Origin of the sequence: Kribbella sp. VKM Ac-2569 (assembly GCF_004216905.1) — a bacterium.
Lineage (GTDB): Bacteria > Actinomycetota > Actinomycetes > Propionibacteriales > Kribbellaceae > Kribbella.
On the sequence record NZ_SGXJ01000004.1, the window covers coordinates 100043 to 118835 of the forward strand.

General features: G+C 67.4%; 14 protein-coding genes. 6 read left to right on the forward strand and 8 right to left on the reverse strand.

Annotation, left to right across the window (positions count from 1 at the left end; translation table 11 throughout):
* Window position 1: 1 nt before the first annotated feature.
* Genes EV649_RS26920 through EV649_RS26930 form a run of 3 tightly spaced genes read left to right on the forward strand, consistent with a single transcriptional unit; the run spans window position 2 to window position 2142 of the window.
* Complete coding sequence (locus EV649_RS26920) at window positions 2–1003, forward strand: alanine racemase (RefSeq protein WP_130386410.1); 1002 nt, start codon at window positions 2–4, stop codon at window positions 1001–1003.
* 34 nt (window positions 1004–1037) lie between these two features.
* Entirely contained in the window at window positions 1038–1760 is a 723-nt protein-coding gene (locus tag EV649_RS26925; protein WP_241998715.1) for a methyltransferase domain-containing protein, read from the forward strand.
* Window positions 1761–1770: 10 nt separating this feature from the next.
* Window positions 1771–2142, forward strand: a complete 372-nt coding sequence (locus EV649_RS26930; RefSeq protein WP_130386412.1) for a VOC family protein — start codon at window positions 1771–1773, stop codon at window positions 2140–2142.
* Here the strand turns inward: EV649_RS26930 and EV649_RS26935 are convergent.
* Entirely contained in the window at window positions 2132–3286 is a 1155-nt protein-coding gene (locus EV649_RS26935) for an NAD-dependent epimerase/dehydratase family protein (RefSeq protein ID WP_130386413.1), read from the reverse strand. The genes EV649_RS26930 and EV649_RS26935 overlap by 11 nt on opposite strands.
* A 156-nt stretch (window positions 3287–3442) precedes the next feature.
* On the opposite strand from EV649_RS26935, the gene EV649_RS26940 reads away from it, so the two are divergent.
* Window positions 3443–3904, forward strand: a complete 462-nt coding sequence (locus EV649_RS26940; protein WP_130386414.1) for a GtrA family protein — start codon at window positions 3443–3445, stop codon at window positions 3902–3904.
* Here EV649_RS26940 and EV649_RS26945 read toward each other — a convergent pair.
* From EV649_RS26945 to EV649_RS26955, 3 genes are read right to left on the reverse strand one after another with little or no spacing between them, the layout of a single operon-like run.
* Complete coding sequence (locus EV649_RS26945; RefSeq protein ID WP_241998716.1) at window positions 3816–5996, reverse strand: glycosyltransferase; 2181 nt, start codon at window positions 5994–5996, stop codon at window positions 3816–3818. The genes EV649_RS26940 and EV649_RS26945 overlap by 89 nt on opposite strands.
* Window positions 5993–6892: an NAD-dependent epimerase/dehydratase family protein gene (locus EV649_RS26950; protein ID WP_241998717.1), complete on the reverse strand. Its 900-nt coding sequence runs from the start codon at window positions 6890–6892 to the stop codon at window positions 5993–5995. Before EV649_RS26950 ends, EV649_RS26945 begins: the two co-directional genes overlap by 4 nt.
* A gap of 25 nt (window positions 6893–6917) precedes the next feature.
* Window positions 6918–7862: an LLM class flavin-dependent oxidoreductase gene (locus EV649_RS26955; protein WP_130386415.1), complete on the reverse strand. Its 945-nt coding sequence runs from the start codon at window positions 7860–7862 to the stop codon at window positions 6918–6920.
* Between the two features lie 86 nt (window positions 7863–7948).
* Between EV649_RS26955 and EV649_RS26960 the strand changes: the two genes are divergently transcribed.
* Window positions 7949–8689 (forward strand): helix-turn-helix transcriptional regulator, encoded by a 741-nt coding sequence (locus tag EV649_RS26960; RefSeq protein WP_130386416.1) that lies wholly within the window; start codon window positions 7949–7951, stop codon window positions 8687–8689.
* A 235-nt stretch (window positions 8690–8924) separates the two neighbouring features.
* Window positions 8925–12887: a GH92 family glycosyl hydrolase gene (locus EV649_RS26965; RefSeq protein WP_241998718.1), complete on the forward strand. Its 3963-nt coding sequence runs from the start codon at window positions 8925–8927 to the stop codon at window positions 12885–12887.
* Window positions 12888–13062: 175 nt separating this feature from the next.
* Here the strand turns inward: EV649_RS26965 and EV649_RS26970 are convergent, their stop codons facing one another.
* From EV649_RS26970 to EV649_RS26985, 4 genes are all read right to left on the reverse strand, one after another.
* A complete protein-coding gene (locus tag EV649_RS26970) occupies window positions 13063–13377 on the reverse strand; it encodes a hypothetical protein (RefSeq protein WP_130386418.1) in 315 nt (104 codons plus the stop codon).
* A 47-nt stretch (window positions 13378–13424) separates the two neighbouring features.
* Window positions 13425–14618, reverse strand: coding sequence for a mannosyltransferase family protein (locus EV649_RS26975; RefSeq protein WP_241998719.1), 1194 nt, complete (start codon window positions 14616–14618; stop codon window positions 13425–13427).
* A 95-nt stretch (window positions 14619–14713) separates the two neighbouring features.
* The gene (locus EV649_RS26980; RefSeq protein WP_130386419.1) at window positions 14714–16957 is read right to left on the reverse strand and encodes a transglycosylase domain-containing protein; all 2244 of its coding nucleotides are present in this window, start codon (window positions 16955–16957) and stop codon (window positions 14714–14716) included.
* A 126-nt stretch (window positions 16958–17083) separates the two neighbouring features.
* Entirely contained in the window at window positions 17084–18565 is a 1482-nt protein-coding gene (locus EV649_RS26985; RefSeq protein WP_130386420.1) for a TIGR00366 family protein, read from the reverse strand.
* Window positions 18566–18793 lie beyond the last annotated feature (228 nt).

Below are 18793 nucleotides of genomic sequence, written 5' to 3' on the forward strand. Positions count from 1 at the left end.
CATGCCCCTAGTCCTGCACGTCGATTCCGATCGATGGCGTGATCACCTGCGTTCCACGTGGAACCCCGACATCGTCCCGGTCGCCAAGGGCAACGGGTACGGGTTCGGCAACCACCGGCTGTTCGCAGAGGCCCGTGCGCTCGGCGCGCGAACGGTCGCGGTCGGCACGTACTTCGAGGTTCCCGCGGATCCACGCGAGGACGTCGTGGTCCTGTCGCCGTGGCGGCCGTTCCTCGAGGTGCCGCAGAGCAAGAACGTGATCCACACGGTCAGCCGGCTGGCCGACCTGGTCTCGATCCCGGCCGGCAGCCGTGTGCTGATCGAGGTGATGACCTCGATGCGCCGGCACGGCATCGGCGCGCGCGAGCTGCGGCACACGATGTTGCTGAACGCGCTCGACCGGATCCGGTTCGAGGGCTGGTCGCTGCACTTCCCGATGGGCGCCGGAGGTACGTCGGCCAACCTCCGCGAGGCTCAGCAACTGGCGAAGGCGGCCCTCGACGTCCGCAAGGGCACGCTGTGGGTGTCGCACGTGCCGGCCCAGAAGCTGGCCGACATCGGTCCCGACGTGAAGCTCCGGATGGGCACCGGGCTGTGGCTCGGCGACCGCGGCGCACTGTCGGTCCGGGCGACCGTTCTCGACGTGCACTCGGTCCGCCGCGGCGAGCGCGTCGGCTACCGGCAGCGCCGGGTCAGCGGCGACGGGCACATCCTGATCGTCTCGGGCGGTACGGCGCACGGCGTCGGGCTGGAGGCACCGACCGCAGCAGCGAGCGTCCGGCAACGCGCGATCGCGATGGCCAAGGGCAGCCTCGACGCGGCCGGCATGGCGCTGTCGCCGTTCACCATCGAGGGCAAGCAGCGCTGGTTCGCCGAACCGCCCCACATGCAGGCCAGCATGCTGTTCCTCCCGTCGTCGGTCGCCCCGCCCGCGGTAGGCGACGAGGTCGACCTCGACGTCCGCTACACCACCACGACGTTCGACAAGGTGTCGATGGATTGACTTCAGGTCCACCTGAAGTTGCAACGTGGACCGTATGAGCTTTCTGGAGCGGATCGAGGAGCGGCCCGGGGCAGCTGAGTTGCGTGCGGCGTCGTACCGGATGCTGGGGCTGAAACGCGGCGCGACCTGCGTCGATGTCGCGTGCGGAGCGGGTCATGCGGTCGCCGAGCTGGCGAAGAAGGGCCTGAAGGTGACCGGGGTCGACGCCGATCCCGACGCGATCGACGTGGCCCGGGAGCGGGTGCCCGGGGCGGTGTTTCACGTGGCACATTCCGACGAGCTGCCGCTCGAGGACGAGTCGATGGACGGCTACCGCGCGTTACGGCTGTTCCATCTGCTCGAGGATTCCGCTCCGACGGTGGCCGAGGCCTATCGGGTACTACGTCCTAGCGGGCGGATCGTACTCGGCGGGCAGGATTACGGCTTCATCCTGATCGACAGCTCCGACCAGGACCTGACCGACGTGATCCGCCTCGGCCTCGAGTCCCGCACGGTCTCTCCGCGTGCCACGCGCACCCTGCGTGACGTTCTCCTCGACACCGGCTTCACCGACGTCGAGGTCGCCGTACACACAGAAGTCGTCACCGATTACCAACAGATGGCTCCGCAGCTCAACAGCGCCGCGGAAGCCGCCGTCGACAAGGCCCTGATCACCCAGGAGGACGCCGCCGGCTGGCTCAGGGAACAGGCCGGCCGCGGCCGCCGGGACCGCTTCCTCGCCGTCCTTCCGACACTTCTTGTCGGAGGACGCCGGTAGCGTGCGGCAGATGGACCACAAATACGCGTTGAAAGGCGTCGTACTGGACGCGCCCGACCCGCGAGCGCTCGGTGAGTTCTACAGTCGGGTGCTCGGTTGGAAACTGAATGCCCACGACGACACGTGGGTCACGGCGACCGACCCCGACGGCACGACCGGCTTGTCGTTCCAGCTGGAGCCGAACTATCAGCCGCCCAGCTGGCCGAGTCAGACCGACATCCAGCAGATGCAGCTACACCTGGACATCCTGGTGGACGACCTGGAGTCGGCGCACCAGCGGGCGATGGACGCCGGGGCGCGGCTGATGGAGTTCCAGCCACAGCCCGACGTCCGGGTGTACGCCGACCCGGTCGGTCACATCTTCTGCTTCTTCACCGCTTGAGGTGGCCCTGCCAGCGAACTGTCGGCAGTAGCGCGGCTGCGTCGACGCGGTCCTTGTTGGCCGAGACGATGTCGAACATCGACTCGATCAGGGTGTCCGACAGCAGGTGCGGCTGGAGGCCGAGGCCGACCAGACCGGTGTGCTTGACGTTGTAGTAGTGCTCGGCCTGCTCGACACGTGGGTTGTCCAGGTGCTCGACCTGGACCGGGCCGGGGAAGCACTCGGCGACCAGGCCGGCGAGCTGCGACACCGAGTAGCTCTCGGTCATCTGGTTGAAGACCCGGAACTCGCCCGCGTCCGCAGGGTTCTCCACCGCGAGCCGGATGCACTCGACGGTGTCCCGGATGTCCAGGAACCCGCGGGTCTGCCCGCCGCTGCCGTAGACAGTCAGCGGCTCTCCGAGGACGGCCTGGATGACGAACCGGTTGAGTACCGTGCCGAACACGGCGTCGTAGTCGAACCGCGTCGCCAGCCGCGCGTCCATCACGGTCTGGTCGGTCTGCTGCCCGTACACCACGCCCTGGTTGAGGTCAGTGACGCGCATCCCCCAGATCCGGCAGCCGAACTCGAGGTTGTGCGAGTCGTGCACCTTACTGAGGTGGTAGAACGAGCCCGGCTTCTTCGGGTAGAGCATCCGGTCCTTGCGGCCGTTGTGCTCGACCTCCAGCCAGCCTTCCTCGATATCGATGTTCGGCGTGCCGTACTCACCCATCGTGCCGAGCTTCACCAGGTGGATGTCCGGGTTGGTCTCGGCGATGGCGTACATCAGGTTCAGCGTGCCGACCACGTTGTTGTGCTGGGTGTAGACAGCGTGTTCGCGGTCGATCATCGAGTACGGCGCGGCGCGCTGCTCGGCGAAGTGCACGATCGCGTCCGGCGCGAACTCCCGCACGACCCGGTAGACGAAGTCCGCGTCGAGCAGATCCCCGACGTACGCCGGGATCCGCCGGCCGGAGACCTCTTCCCAGGCCGCCACCCGGCTTTCGAGATCCTCGATCGGGACCAGACTCTGGACGCCCAGCTCGCGGTCGTAACCACGCCGGGCCATGTTGTCGAGCACGGCCGTGTCATGGCCACGGTCGGAAAGGTGCAGTGCTGTCGGCCACCCCAGGTAGCCGTCACCGCCCAGGACGAGTACGCGCACGGTTCGGCCGCCTTCCGTCGGGAAACGTCGTCACCCTCCTTCCTATCCCGAGTACCCACTCCAGTAACGTGACCAGCCCCACCTATTCGCTGGCAATCGGCTGAGAATTCCCGGCGTACTGCCGCTGGCTGGTGCGGGGGTGCACAATAGGCGGCGATGCGCGTTCTCACCAAGGCCTATCTCTCCCGCAGCCGATTGTTGCTGTGGGCGAAGTATTCGGCATCCTCCGTGATCGCCACCGTGGTCAGCCAGGTGGCGTTCGCTCTGTGTTACTGGTTCGGCACGGCGGCGATCGTCGCATCGCTGGTCGCCTGGCTCTCCGGTGCGATCCCGAACTACGTGCTGAATCGCCGCTGGACGTGGGGCCGCAGCGGGCAGAAGTTGCCGTACACAATCATCGTGGTCGGGTCGGCGGTCATGGCCGCGGTGGTCACGTCGGTGACCGACCACCTGGTGCAGCCGATCGAGTCCCACGCGTGGCAGACGCTGCTGGTGACCGGGTCGTACCTCGCGACCTACGCGGTGCTGTTCATTGTGAAGTTCGTGCTGTTCGACCGGCTGGTGTTCGCCAAGACTGTTTCCGACCCCGCCGAAGTACGTACTCCCGTAGCCACGTAGTCGTCATCACCCGCCCGTAGTTCGCGCCGTACACGACACCCGGGCCCTTCTTACTGCTCCCGTCGCCACGCCGGCGCATCGTCATCGGCAACTCGACCACGCGAGCACCTAGCGCGAGCGCGCCCAGAAGCAGCTCCGACGACTGGTATTGCGGCTCACGCAACGTCACCGCTGTCGCGAGTTCAGCTCTCATCGCGCGGAACCCGAACGACGTGTCGGTCAGCTTCTTGCGCGTCAGGATCGACGCGAGTACGGCGAACACCCGGACGCCGACCCAGCGCAGCCGGCTGTCCGCGTCCTCCGCCCCGAGGCGGCGCGACCCGGTGACGAAGTCGGCCCGGTCGAGCAGGATCGGCTCCAGGAGGGTCTCCAACTCGCCGTTGTCGTACTGACCGTCCGCGTCCGTTGTGACGACGTACTGCGCTCCGCCTTGTGCTGCCAGGTGGTACCCGAGCCGCAGCGCTGCGCCCTGGCCACGGTTGCTTGGGGCAACACACACGTACGCCCCGTGTTCACGGGCGATTTCGGCGGTGTTGTCGGTGGCGCCGTCCACGACGACCAGGACGTCGACCGGGAGGCCGGCGCAGGTACGCGGCATGTCGGTGAGCACCGGACCGATGCCGTCGGCCTCGTTGTACGCGGCGATGACTACGACGACCGGGGCGAAGTTCGGTGTGTCCTTTATTGCTTCGGAATCCACGGCGTCCGGGAAGTCCGCCATCGCAGGTCGTGCCTGGTCCTTGCCGAGCAGTGCCCGGAGACCGATGGCACCTGCTAACGGGAAGAACACCAGTCCGGGCAGTTGGTAGCGCCAGGAGAACTCGAACGCAGCTGAGCCGAGCAGGAGGATCACACCGGCCGCTACAGGGAACAGTGTGGCCGACCGGAACTCCTTAGCCCTTGCTACTGCAGCAAGAGCGATCAGCACGCACAGTGCGAGCAGTGTGCCGGACGTGTAGCCGCCGTGGAGCTGGTAGGCGCGCAGAATGACCGCAGGTACGTGGGAGACGTGTGGCTCGGACCCTCCCCATTTCACTGCAGCCTCTGTGGTGTTGGGGTCTTTGAGGTTCGGGTAGGTCAGCTGGAACTGCCAGCGGTCCAGCGGTACGTCGTCGGGTGAGGTGGTGCGTGTGGGCGCGAAACCCTTCGCGAAGTCCTTCAGCGCCGCCCACGTCACGTCCAGCGGCTGGTGCTTGATCACGAGGTGCGCGAACTCAGTCGCCAGTTGCCGCTTCGTCGTACCTGGTGGAAGCGGGCCGGGCCAGTTCGGGTCGCCGTAGTGGTTGTGGGCGTAGCTGTCGACGCCGAGGCGTTGGCCGAGCGGTTCCTTCGGGCAGAACAGCCGCGTGCCCTCGTTCAGCGGGAGCTTGTCGCAGTTGGCGACCGTGGCGGTCCGCCCGTACAGGACCTGGTTCTCAGCGCCGGTGAACCCCCAACGTCCCGTTTCCGCGTGGTAGTACCCGGCGTACGCGGCGAAGACGACACCGAATCCTGCGACGGCGGCAGCGGTACGGCGTACGACATCAAGGCGACGTTTGCGCCAGGCGACGATCAGGTAGAGCACTACTGCGATCAGCAGGACCAGGCCGATCGCGCGCACCGTGAAGGCTGCGCCGACCAGTACGCCGACGACGCCCGCGCGGCCCCAGCTCGGCACGCCCTTGGCGAGGAGGAGCCAGAGGATCGCCACCAGGATCACGTCGAACGTGGTCTCGGCCATGATGTTCTGCTCGATCTGCACCTGGTACGCGTCGAGCAGGATCGGTGCGGCGGCGAACGCGGCCAGCCAGCGGTAGACGGTGAGCCTGCGCGCCAGTGCGTAGATCGCGACACCGAGAAGCAGGCCGGCGAGGTGCTGGACGATCACGACGAAGGTCAGTCCGCCGATCGCCACCAGCGGGCCGAGCACGAAGTCGTACCCGATCGGGTTCAGCTGGTCCGGGCTCAGCTTGCCCATGTTGGTCAGGTACTGGACGGAGTCGGTGTAGATGATCGCGGGCCGGTACGCGACGGTCGCGAGGACACGCAGTACCAGACCCGCCACCAGGAAGACGGCCAGCAGCCAGTGCTTCCTCAGGACCCTTTGAATCACTGCTCTTTGAAGTAGTGCCACGTCCGGGCCAGACCGTCTTCCAACGAAACCGTCGGTTGGTAGCCGAGATCGTTGGTGATGTCCACGACCACAGCCGGCATCTCACCCGCCGGCGCGTCGATGTGCTCGGCCGGCACCGGGCATCCGGTCACCGCCCGCACCGCGTCGATCATCTCGAGCACCGACACCGACCGCCCGGACCCGATGATCGCCCGCCCGTCGTACTTGCTGTCGAGCGCGAGCAGTACGCCGTTCACCACGTCGTCGATGAAGACCAGATCCCGCCGCTGCTTCCCGTCGCCGTACACCCGCACGCCGGTCCCGCTCAGCGCCGCCCGCATCATCCGCGGCACGAAGCTGTCCTTGTGCGACATCCCCGGCCCGTACACATTGGTGAACCGCAGCGCCGCGGTCGCCATCCCGTAACTCCCCGAGTACGCCGACAGCAACATCTCACCCGCCGCCTTCGTCGCTCCGTACGGCGTCAACGGCCGCAACGGAAGGTCCGCGGTGATGGTCGACGTACCGACATCACCCACGACCGCATTGGTCGACGCCAGCACGAACCGGTCCACGCCACTACCGCGGCTCAACTCCAGCAGCACCTGCGTGATCGTCACGTTCTGCGCGAAGGTCTGCATCGGCGCATCCACCGACCGCAACACCGACGTCAACGCCGCCAGATGCACCACCGCCGTAGGCCGCGTCTCGAACGCCGCAATACAGGTCTCCTGCTCCGCAAGATCCCCCGTCACCACCTGCACCCCGTCATCCCACGAGGAATCCGGCGGCTCCCGATCCACCGCAGTAACCAACACCCCCCGCCCCCGCAGGACGGCCACCACGGCACGCCCGATGAACCCCGAGGCCCCGGTGACCAGCACACGTCCGTCCATACGCTCCAACCTACCCGCGCTCGTCTCAGGCCGAGAGCCCGGCGGCCACCTCTGCCCGGAGCGCGGGGATGAGTGCAGCGAGTTGCTCCAACTGGTCATACAGGCTGGGGAAGTCGAGAGCTGCCGGGCGGAGCACGAGGTGGCGTGCACCTGCGGCGAGATAGCGGGCGAGATCTCGCTGCACCTGTGCCGGCGTACCTGAGACCACGGCCTGAATCTTCTCGAGTTCCTCTGCCGGCAAGCCGTAGGTGGCTCGGGCGTACTCGTCGACAGAGTCCTCCCCGACGCGCACCGTGACGAACAGGGCGGGAGTGATGTCGTTCCCGTCACGACCCGCCTCCGTGGCGGCCAGTCGTACGTCAGCGAGACCGGCGCGGTAGTCCGCGGGATCGGGTGGATAGGGCAACCAGCCGTCGTACAGCCGGCCGGTTCGAGCCAGAGCCGCGGGAGTGGCGCCGCCGAGCCAGATCGGCGGACCATCCGGACGGTACGGCGAGGTCGCCGGCGGCAGGTCGTCGAAGCGCAGAATCTCCCCGTGGTACGAGCGTTCACCGGCCCAGAGCGCTCGCCACAGCGAAACCGTCTCGTCGAGCCGGGCGAAGCGACGCTCCCAGGGCACCTCGGACAGCGCGTAGAACGGCCGCCCGAACCGCCCGGGGAACCCGGCGCCGACGGCAACGACCAGCCGGCCGCCGGAGAGCAGGTCGATCGAGGCCACCGACTGCGCGACCTGGACCGGTCGGCGCAGGAACGGGAGCAACGCGCCGGTCCCCAGCGTCACCTGCTCGGTCGCGGACGCGAGGGCGGCGAGCATGGTCAGCGCCTCGATCCGCGGACTGATCAACGAGTCGTTGACGAACAACGAGGAGAAGCCCAGCCGCTCGGCGCGCCGGGCGAACGCGATCAGCTCCCGCGGGTCGCCACCGCCCCACTGCGCCTGGCCGGTCGGGAGAAGGATGCCGATGTCCATGGGCAGGATGCTCCTGCGCCCCGGGCATCGCCACAATTCCCTGCCGGGAATGGCGCTCCCACCGCCGCCGCGGCTATAACCAGTGCGTGGACTTCCCCGCCGCACTCCGTCAGCACCGCAACCGGCGGCGTCTCAGCCAGCTCGAACTGGCCGTGCGGGCCGGCACCACCCAACGGCACCTGAGCTTCCTCGAGTCCGGACGGTCCGCGCCCGGACGGAACCTGGTGGTCCGGCTGGCCGAGTCGCTCGAGCTGCCGCTGCGCGACTGCAACGAACTCCTGCTCACCGCCGGCTACGCCCCGGCGTCGCCCGAGCGCGGTCTGGAGGACCCCGACCTCGCGCCCGCCCGGGCAGCGCTCGGACACATCCTGGACAGTCACCTGCCGTATCCCGCCCTGATCGTCGACCGCGCCGGTGACCTGATCGCCGCGAACAGCGCGTTCGGCCTGCTGACCGAGGGCGCCGACCCCGGCCTGACCGGGCCCGGGAAGAACGTGTACCGGCTCGCCCTGCATCCGGACGGCCTGGCGCCGCGGATCGGCAACCTCGCGGAGTGGGCCCGCCACATCCTCCATCGGCTCGATCGCGACTCGGCGTTGTACGCCGAACTCTCGTCGTACGTTCCACCGCCGGACCAGGGCAGCGCGACGCTCGGTTTCGCCGTACCGCTGGAACTGCGGACGTCGCGCGGTGACCTCCGGCTGATGACAACGGTCACCACGTTCGCCACCGCCGTTGACGTCACCCTCAGCGAGCTGAAGCTGGAGGCGTTCCTCCCCGTCGACTCACCGACCGCGGAGGCGCTCCGGCAGTTCACCGCCGGGTAGATTCTGGTCCGCGACTGTCGGCGACGACGTCTTGACCAGGCGTGATCGGCGGGAGAGGATTCCCGCGAAACGCGGGCTGACAACCTTGTCATCGGGGCCGCGTGATCATTCGGTGCGCGGTCGGCCGTGGAACCGGGCGCCCGTGTGCCCGGCCGTACAAGGAGCGTAGATGGATCTCCGCCGCCCACTGGGGCTCGTCGCGTCGCTCGGGCTCGTTATGACAATGTCTACTGCCATGACGCCAGCGCATGCCGCTTCACCTGCTGCCTCGGAGCAGCCGGTGATCAGCGGTTCGTCGTACTTCACCTCGTTCGAGCCCGGCCAGCCGCAGCCGGGCTACACCGACGCCGTCGAAACCGGCCCGGACGGGAAGCCACGCACCGACGGGGTGCGCGGCCCGACGCCGACCGGGATCGGCGGCAGCGAGATGGACAAGGTCACCAAGGTGACCGCGAACGGTGAGAACACCGGTGGTGGCGAGATCGCCACGAACGTCGCCGACGGTGACAAGTTCACCAAGTGGCTGGTGTTCGAGCCGACCGGCTGGCTGGTCTACCAGACCTCGGCCCCGGTGGTGATCAAGAAGTACGCGCTGACCTCGGCGAACGACGCGGACGGCCGCGACCCGCAGAACTGGACCGTCTCAGGTTCGAACGACGGCACCACGTGGACCACGCTGGACACCCAGACCGGTCAGAGCTTCGAGAACCGGTTCCAGACCAAGGAGTACAGCTTCGCCAACGACACGGCGTACACGTATTTCAAGCTGGACATCACGCTGAACCACGGCGAGAACATCGTCCAGCTCGCCGACTGGTACCTGTCGAACGGCGCCCCGCTCCCGCCACCCGGCCCGGTCGCCGAGTCGCGCCTCGACTCCGGCCCGACCAGCGCCTACAACGCTCGCGCTCGCGTCGGCTTCACCGGCGTGAAGTCCTTCCGGTACGCCGGACACCAGGACGCAGAGGGCCGTGGGTACACGTGGAACAAGGTGTCCGACGTCGACCTGAAGGTGGGCAAGGACACCCGCCTCTCGTACAAGATCTTCCCGGAGCACGTCGAGGGCGACCTCAGCTACCCGAGCACCTACGCCGCGCTCGACCTGGCGTTCTCCGACGGCACCTACCTGAGCGACCTGAAGGTCAAGGACCACCACGGCTTCGAGCTCAGCCCACGCGGCCAGGGCGACTCCAAGGCCCTCTACACGAACCAGTGGAACAACATCGAGGCCGATCTCGGCAAGGTTGCCGCCGGCAAGACGATCACGCGGATCCTGGTCGGGTACGACAAGCCGTCCGGACCGGCCGAGTTCCGCGGCTGGATCGACGACGTCCGGATCGCCGCGGCGATCAACCCGGATCGCGCGGCGCAGAAGACCGCGGCCAAGCACCCGTCGGACCTCGCGCTGACCACCCGCGGCACGAACGCGACCGGCGGCTTCTCGCGGGGCAACAACTTCCCGGCGACCGCCGTACCGCACGGCTTCAACTTCTGGACTCCGGTGACGAACGCCGGGTCGACGTCCTGGCTGTACGACTATGCCAAGGGCAACAACGAGGCGAACAAGCCGACCATGCAGGCGCTGTCGATCAGCCACGAGCCCAGCCCGTGGATGGGTGACCGGCAGACCTTCCAGGTGATGCCCCAGAGTGTCACGCAGACGGCCGCCACCCCGACCGCGGACCGGAAGGCCCGCGCCTGGTCGTTCAGCCACGACAACGAGATCGCGCGTCCGTACTACTACGGCGTCACGTTCGACAACGGCAACGCGGCCGAGATCGCGCCGACCGACCACGCCGCGATGCTGCGGTTCAGCTTCCCGGCCGGCAAGGCGTCGCTGATCTTCGACAACGTGAACAACAGCGGCGGCCTCACGCTCGACCCGGCGACCGGTGTGGTCACGGGGTACAGCGACATCAAGAGCGGCCTGTCCACCGGCGCCGGCCGGCTCTTCGTGTACGGCGTCGTGGACCAGAAGGTGATTGCCTCGGGCAAGCTGTCCGACGGTGGCGGCGCCAACGTTGGCGGCTACTACACGTTCGACCCCAAGACCACCCAGGTCCAACTGCGGCTCGCCACGTCGCTGATCGGCACCGAGCAGGCCCGGAAGAACCTGGAACTCGAGCTTCCCGCAGGATCGAAGTTCAGCAAGGTCAAGGACGCGGCGCAGGCGCTGTGGGACAAGAAGCTCAGCACGATCGAGGTCGAGGGCGCGACGGCCGACCAGCTGACCACGCTGTACTCGAACCTGTACCGGCTGTTCCTCTACCCGAACAACGGATCCGAGAACACGGGATCCAAGGACAAGCCGGTCATCACCTACGCGTCGCCGACCTCGCCGAAGGTGGGCACCGACACCCCGACCACGACCGGCTCGAAGATCGTGGCCGGCCAGACGTACGTGAACAACGGGTTCTGGGACACGTACCGCACGGTGTGGCCGGCGTACTCGCTGTTCGCGCAGGACGAGGCCGCAGATCTGGTCAACGGATTCGTCCAGCAGTACAAGGACGGCGGCTGGATCTCCCGCTGGTCCTCCCCCGGCTACGCGAACCTGATGGTCGGTACGTCGTCCGACGTCGCCTTCGCGGACGCCTACCTCAAGGGCATCAAGGGGATCGACGTCCAGGCGATGTACGACGCGGCGGTCAAGAACGCGTCCGTCGTACCGCCGTCGCAGAACGTCGGCCGCAAGGGCATGGACCTGTCCACGTTCAACGGCTACACGGCCAACACCACCGGTGAGGGCTTCAGCTGGTCGATGGACGGCTACATCAACGACTACGGCATCGCGAACATGTCGAAGGCCCTGTACGACAAGGCGAAGAAGAACGACCCGCGCAAGCAGGAGTACCTGGACAACTACAAGTACTTCCTGAACCGGGCCCGCAACTACGTCACGCTCTACGACCCGACGGTCGGCTTCTTCCAGGGCAAGGGCCCGGACGGTGTCTGGGGCAACTCCCCGAGCACCTTCGACCCGCGCGACTGGGGTCACGACTACACCGAGACGAACGCGTGGAACATGGCGTTCTCCACCCCGCAGGACGGAGCCGGCCTGGCCGCGATCTACGGCGGGCGGGACGGTCTCGCGAAGAAGCTCGACGAGTTCTTCGGTACGCCGGAAGACGCGCTGCACACCGGCGGGTACGGCGGCACGATCCACGAGATGCTCGAGGCGCGTGACGTCCGGATGGGGCAGTACGGCCACAGCAACCAGCCGTCGCACCACATCACCTACATGTACGACGTGGCGGGGCAGCCGTGGAAGACGCAGGCTCTCGTGCGTGAGGCGTTGTCCCGGTTGTACACCGGCTCGGAGATCGGGCAGGGGTACCCGGGTGACGAGGACAACGGCGAGATGTCGTCGTGGTACCTGTTCAGCTCGCTCGGCTTCTACCCTTTGCAGGTCGGTTCACCGTCGTACGCGATCGGCTCGCCGCTGTTCACCAAGGCGACGGTCCGGCTGGCCGGCGGCAAGAAGCTGGTGATCAGCGCACCTCAGAACTCCTCTCGCAATACCTATGTGAAGAGCGTGAAGGTCAACGGCAAGAACTGGACTTCTACAGCGCTGCCGCACGACCTGATCGCGAACGGCGGCAAGATCGAGTTCGAGATGACCGACCAGCCGACCAAGTGGGGCACCGGCCGCAACGACGCCCCGCCGTCGATCACCAAGCCGGGCGAGGACCCGACGACCTGGCGGGACTCGACCTCCGACACCGGCGCGGTGATCGGTGCGGGTGGCGCCGACGTCTCCGCGCTGATCGACAACGACTCGAAGACACAGGTCACGCTGACCGGCGCCCAGCCGACGGTCACGGTCGCCCTGCCACAGGGTCGTCCGGTCGGCATGTACACGCTGACAAGCGGTGCGACCGGCACTGGTCCGTCGGCGTGGACGCTGGAGGGCTCGAACGACGGTACGACGTGGACGACAGTCGACCGCCGTACCGGGGAGAGCTGGGCGTGGGCGTCGTACACGAGGTCCTTCAGCATCAGCTCGCCCAAGGCGTACACGCAGTACCGGCTGGTGCTCACCCCGGCGGCGGGCGCCGACGGCGTCACGCTGTCCGAGATCGAGTTGCTCGGCACCCTGAAGGGCGTCGAGACCGGCACGCACCCGAGCGACAAGCGCGTCGCCGAGACCAAGCCGAGCCCGACCCCGTCGCAGTCGATCGACCGCAACTACGGCTGAGCATGACGCGAGGGCGACGGCCGGTGCCGTCGCCCTCGTGTGGTCCAGCCGGCGGAGCCTGCCCCTGAGAGGTTCCGCCGGCGGCACTTCACTGAAAGTAAGGAGGGGTGGCGGTCCCCGCCCGGACTGCCACCCCTTCACCCCTATCGACGCTCGAACCCTCCCGAGGGTTGCCTCACCCCAGAACTGTCCACATGCCGGACAATGACAGGAACCAGACCAGGTTCACGGCCAGCACTCCCGCCGTCGCGGCGACCGCGAACACCCACCCGAGACCGGCCCGGAGCGCCAGCACGGGCAGCGCCAGCGCCGTCGCCACACCACCGAGCTGTACGGCGAACAGCGCGCCACCGCTCTCCACGGCGCAGCTCACCCCGGTCGGCGGGCACAGCGGCGCACCGAACTGACGCATCAGCGCGTACGCGACGCCTGCCATCACGCCGACGAAGACCGCCTGCAGGGCGACCCTGCCGATCGTCCGGGCTTCCATGCGACCACGGTAAGTACGCGGCGGGTCCGGCGCCTGAGCAGAACTACTCAGCCGGACCAGCGGCCGGTGAAGAAGCCCGCCGCCCAGATGGCTGCCAGGGGTATCGCCACGGCCAGGTAGAGGCGGCCGATCCACGGTCTGCGTCTGGCCAGGACCGCGAGGCCGATCCACAGCGGCCACATGAGCAGGGTGGCCCGGGTGAGTGAGTAGATCCAGAACGACGTACAGAACGCACCGATCGTGGCGGCAACCCAGGCTGCCTCGCCCCAGGATCGGCGCCAGAACAGCCAGGCGAGCAGGATCAGCCCGACGAACAGCGCGACCAGCTCGGCCCGGAACATCCAGGTCCAGTCGCTGCGGTCAGCCGGGAAGTGGCCCTTGCTCGCGGCCTCGAAAGTGTGCATCAGCGAGATCCACGGCCAGGTGAACTCCCGCGCCCAGCCCTTCTCCTGCGCGTCCTGCCAGGCGAACCAGGAGCCGTGAATCTGCTTCAGGTACGCCATGAAGCCGAGCACCGGTATGACGGGCAACGCCAGCCACGGCAGCGACAACCAGTCACGCTTCTTCGAGGTGACGAACTCGACGAGCAGCGCGAAGATCAGGAAGAGCCCGGACACCCGCACCGTGCACGCCAGCGCGACGAAGACGGCGGCACGCGCCCAGCGTCCCTGCCGTGCGGCCAGCCAGGCGGGGAACGCGAAGGCGCAGAACAGCGCCTCGGTGTACCCGGCGGCGAGGAACACCCCGACCGGAGCGCCGTACCAGATCATCGCGGCGTTCGGGCCGATGCCTTTCAGCTCCGGGAACTCGTACTGCGCCAGGCGCGCGAGGTACACGCCCGCCGCGGCGCTGGCGACTGCCGACACCACGATGCCGGCGGCAACGTAACCGATGCCGGTGTAGTTGATCAGCCGGACCAGCAACGGGAAGCCCGGGAAGAACGCGGCCAGGGGTGCACCGGACGGCTCACCGTTGTTGTAGCCGAACTCGGCGACCGCCTTCAGGTGCCAGACGTCCCACTGCAGCCAGGCCTTCCACACGTTCGGGTAGTCGCTGCCCCGGTTGAACATGAGCGGCGCGGAGACCGACAGCACGAACAGCGCCACCCGGGTGACCAGCCACCACCCGAGCACCTCCTGGGCCAGCGGCGTCGGCATCCACCGCTGCCAGCCGACCCGGTCCGCCCGGGCTCGCCGAGCCCGCCCCGGCCTGGGCTCGCCGGCAGCCGAGCGCTCAAACACGCGCCCACCGCCGGCCACCACAGTCCACCCGAGTCACGCCCCCATCGTCCCTCATCCGGGTTCCAGTCGCCGTGCCCGGCTGGCAGGCACCGGTGCTACTGGCCGCCTGGTGTCCTCGTCGGTGTCTCGGTCGGTTGCGATGGCCCGCCGGTCGGCAGTGACGGAATGACCGGGGTCGTCGTCGTCTGCGTCGGCTTGGTCTTCGTCGGCCTGCCGGTCGGGGTGTTCGGCGGCGGAGTACTCGGCGGCGGCGTGCTCGGGGGAGGTGAGCTCGGCGGCGGCGTACTGGGGGGCGGAGTGCTCGGCGGCGGGGTGTACGTCGGGGTCGACGTGTCCTTGATGGCGTCCTCGTCCGGCTCGGGGAATTCCGCGTCCGGCACGCCGTCGAGGGCGGGCTTCATGAACGCCAGCCAGGTCTGCAGCGGCCAGTTCCCACCGAAGAACGCCTTGTCGTCACTGTACGGATCCAGGTCCGACTCACCGCTCTTGCCGGCGCGATACACCACGGCTGTGGACAGCTGCGGCGTGTACCCGGTCCACCAGGAGGTCAGCGTCGCCGAGCCCTCCTTGCAGCCGTCGCAGGCCTTGTTCTCGGCGCGGTCCTCGACAGCAACACCACCGGCCGTACCCGTCTTGCCGGCCACCGCACGGTCCAACTCCTTGGCGCCGGTTCCGGTGCCCTTCGTGACGACGTCCTGCAGGACGTAGTTCACGGTCCGCGCGATGTTCTGGTCGATGGCCTGCTTCTTCTGCTTGTCCAGGCTCTTCTCGCTCCACAGCACCTTGCCGTCCGGGCCCTTGACCTCCTTGATGACGTGCAGCGGCGCGTACACGCCGTCGGCCGCGAACGTCGCGTAGGCCTCCGCCATGTCGACCGCCGACGCGTACGGGTCCGGACCGAGCACGGTCGACGGATTGTGCCGCCCGGTCTCGAGGGCCTTCGTCTTCGGGATACCGGCTGCCTCGGCTGCGTTGACGAGCTTGTCCGGACCGTCGTCCATCTGGTTGTCGACCAGGTCGTAGAAGGCCGTGTTGATCGACTGCTCGGTGGCCTTCAGCAGAGTGACGTCGCCGTAGTCACGGTTGAACTCGTTGCCGAGTTTCTGGCCCTGGATCTTGATCGGGCTGTCACCCTGGAAGATGTCGTAGATGCTCTTACCGTCCTTGAGCGCGGCGGCCAGTGCGAAGGGCTTGAAGCCCGACCCGGGCCTTGCCTTCGACGTCGCCCAGTTCAGCTGACTCTTCAGGTAGTCAGGCCCGCCGTACATGGCGAGCAGGGCACCGGTGCCTGGCTGGACTGTCGCCATCCCGACGTGCAGATTGTCACGCTTCTCCGGCTGTTTGTTCGCGGCCTTGAGCATGTTGTTCTGCTGGGTGTAGTTGAAGGTGGTGGTCACCTTCAGGCCGCCGCCGGTGATCGCGTCCTCGTCGAGGCCCAGCGCCGCCAGTCGCTGCGCCAGTTCCTTCTTCGCCATGTCGAGCAGGAAGCCGTTAGGACCGGCGTAGCGGCTGCTCTTCTTCTTCATGTTCGACAGGTCCGGGAGCTTGTTGGCGTACTGCTTCTCCTGGGCCTCGGTGATCGTGCCCATCTGCTGCATGCCGTCGAGGACGTAGTGGTACCGCTCGACGATCCGCTTCTTGGTCCGCGGATCCGGGTCGTTGACGTCGAACAGAGTCGGGTTGTTCAGCACGGTGGCGAGCAGGGCCGCCTGCTGGACGCTCAGAAGGTTCGGGTCCTTCACCTGGAAGTAGGCGTCACCGGCGGCGGCGATGCCGTACGCACCTTCGCCGAAGTAGATCGTGTTCAGGTAGCCCTCGAGGGTCTTGCTCTTGTCCTGCTGCCGGCCGAGCTTCGTGGCGATGAACAGTTCCTTGAGCTTCCGCGAGACCGTCCGCTCCTGCGTCAGGTACATGACCTTGACGTACTGCTGCGTGATCGTCGAACCACCCTGCAACTGCTGGCCGCGGGCAATATTCACTCCCGCCCGGACCATGCCGGACGGGGAGATGCCGGGGTTGGTCCAGAACGTCCGGTCCTCGGCCGCGATCACCGCGTCCTGGACCCGCTTCGGGATCTGCGACAGCGGTACCGTTCGCCGGTTCTGCTCGTAGAAGGATCCCAGCGGGTTGCGTCCGTCGGCGTACATCACCGTGGTCGTGTTGGTGGCGAACTCCTTGTTCGGGTCCGGGATCTTGGTCGTCTGGTAGACGACGAAGAAGGCCGCGACCGAACCGATGATGCCGAGGAAGAGGAGTGCGGTCAGCCAGCCGAGCACCCGGAGCGCCCAGTGCTTCTTGCGCCGGGGCGGCGGGACGGCCTTCCTACGAGCTTCACTCACTGTGCAATCCTCGACGATCTCGCTGAAGTCATTGCCCCACAGACTACGGTGGGTGTGGTAACAGGCCCGAATCCGCTCCGGATGCTAGCAAGCAGGTCCTGCCGCACCCAAAGTCGGTGCAAGCGGTTACCCCGTGACGTGCGGTGCGAGCAATGTCACCGCGATCAGCGCGGCCGGGAAACAGGCCAGGAACATCGTGAACGTGTAGCCCATGATGTCGCGGGCCTTGAGGCCGAGGATGGCGAGCGTCGGCAACATCCAGAACGGTTGCAGCAGGTTCGCACTCGCCTCACCGAGGTCGTACACGACGACCATCCAGCCCGCGTCGACCTTCAGTTCGTTGGCGGCCTGCAGCACGTACGGCGCCTCGATCACCCACTTGCTGCCGCCGCTCGGGACGAAGATGCCGAGGATGCACGAGTAGATCGCGACCAGCGGCGGGAACAGGAACTGGTTGCTCGCCTGCACCAGCCACCCGGCGAGGCGCGCGGAGATCCCGGTGTAGGCGATCATCCCGAAAATCCCGCCGTACAAGGGGAACTGGAGCAGTACGCCGGCTGCCGCGGGAGCACCGTCGCGCACCGCACGTGCCATCCGCCACGGCCGCCAGTGCAGGAGCATCGCGAGCAGGAACAGGATCAGGTTGACCGTGTTGAGGTCCAGCGCGTTGAAGAAACTCTTGCCACTGAAGTAGCGGACCAGGTAGACCACACCGAGCAGGACGATCAGCAGACTGAACAGTGGTGAATGCTCGAGCCAGTCACCTGGCCTCCTCGTCTCGCTCCGTTGACCGTTGTACGGCGACCCGCGGCCGATGAGCGGTTTGAGTTCGATCCCGATCTGCTCCGCGGTCCGCGCATTGCCCTCGCCCGGCGCGATGAACCACGCCATCCCGACACCGACGGCGTACACGATCAACGTCGCCACGATCGCCTGCCAGGTGAAGATCGTGTCGCTGAGCGGGATCAGGCCGCTGGCGTGACCGCCGGCCTTGATCACCTCCTGCACCGGCGCCGGACTGCTGCTCGCACTCGCCACCTGCAGCGCCGCGGAGCCGGACAACCCCTGCGCCCACACGGTTCCGAGCCCGAGGAACGCCATCGCACCGAGCGCGCGGTAGTCCGCCTTCGGCACATTGCGCGCCACCTCGCGCGCCAGGATCGCCGCGAAGATCAGACTGAAGGCCCAGTTCAGGTACGACGCCAGCATCGCGACCGCGGCGACGAACGCGACCGCGGTCCGCGGGCTCTTCGGGATCCGGGCCAGCCGCGTGATCAACCGCGCGATCGGTCCGCTCGTGGCGACGGCGTACCCGCCGATGATGATCATCGCCATCTGCAGGGTGAACGTGATCAGCGACCAGAACCCGATGCCCCAGGCATCGATCATTCCGAAGCCCTTGGTCGCGGCCGGGTCGTCGGGGCGCTTCAGCAGCGGCTCACCGGTGACAAGCCCGAACAGCAGCACCACGAACGTGCCGACCAGGACGAACCCGAACGCGTCCGGCAACCACTTCTCGGTGAACGCGGTGAACCGCAGCGCCAGCCGGGCGAGCGCACCCTCGGCTTCCACGTCGGACTTGGCGTGCTTCCCATGACTGTCGGTCATTGGGCCTCCCGGCCTGGACTGAGGAGTGGAGGGAGCGAAGCGACCGGAGCGACGAGGGAAGGCCGGGAGTTAAAGCCCAATGACCCGCCGCGCCGGAGGCGCGGCATTGGTGCCGTCATTACCGTCCGCTCCCGGGCTACGACGCTGGGTGTCATTCGATTAACGCAGATCGGCGTCTGACGTAACAGGTTTCCTGGGCGTGCCGCTCGACCAAGGTGACAAAGGTCG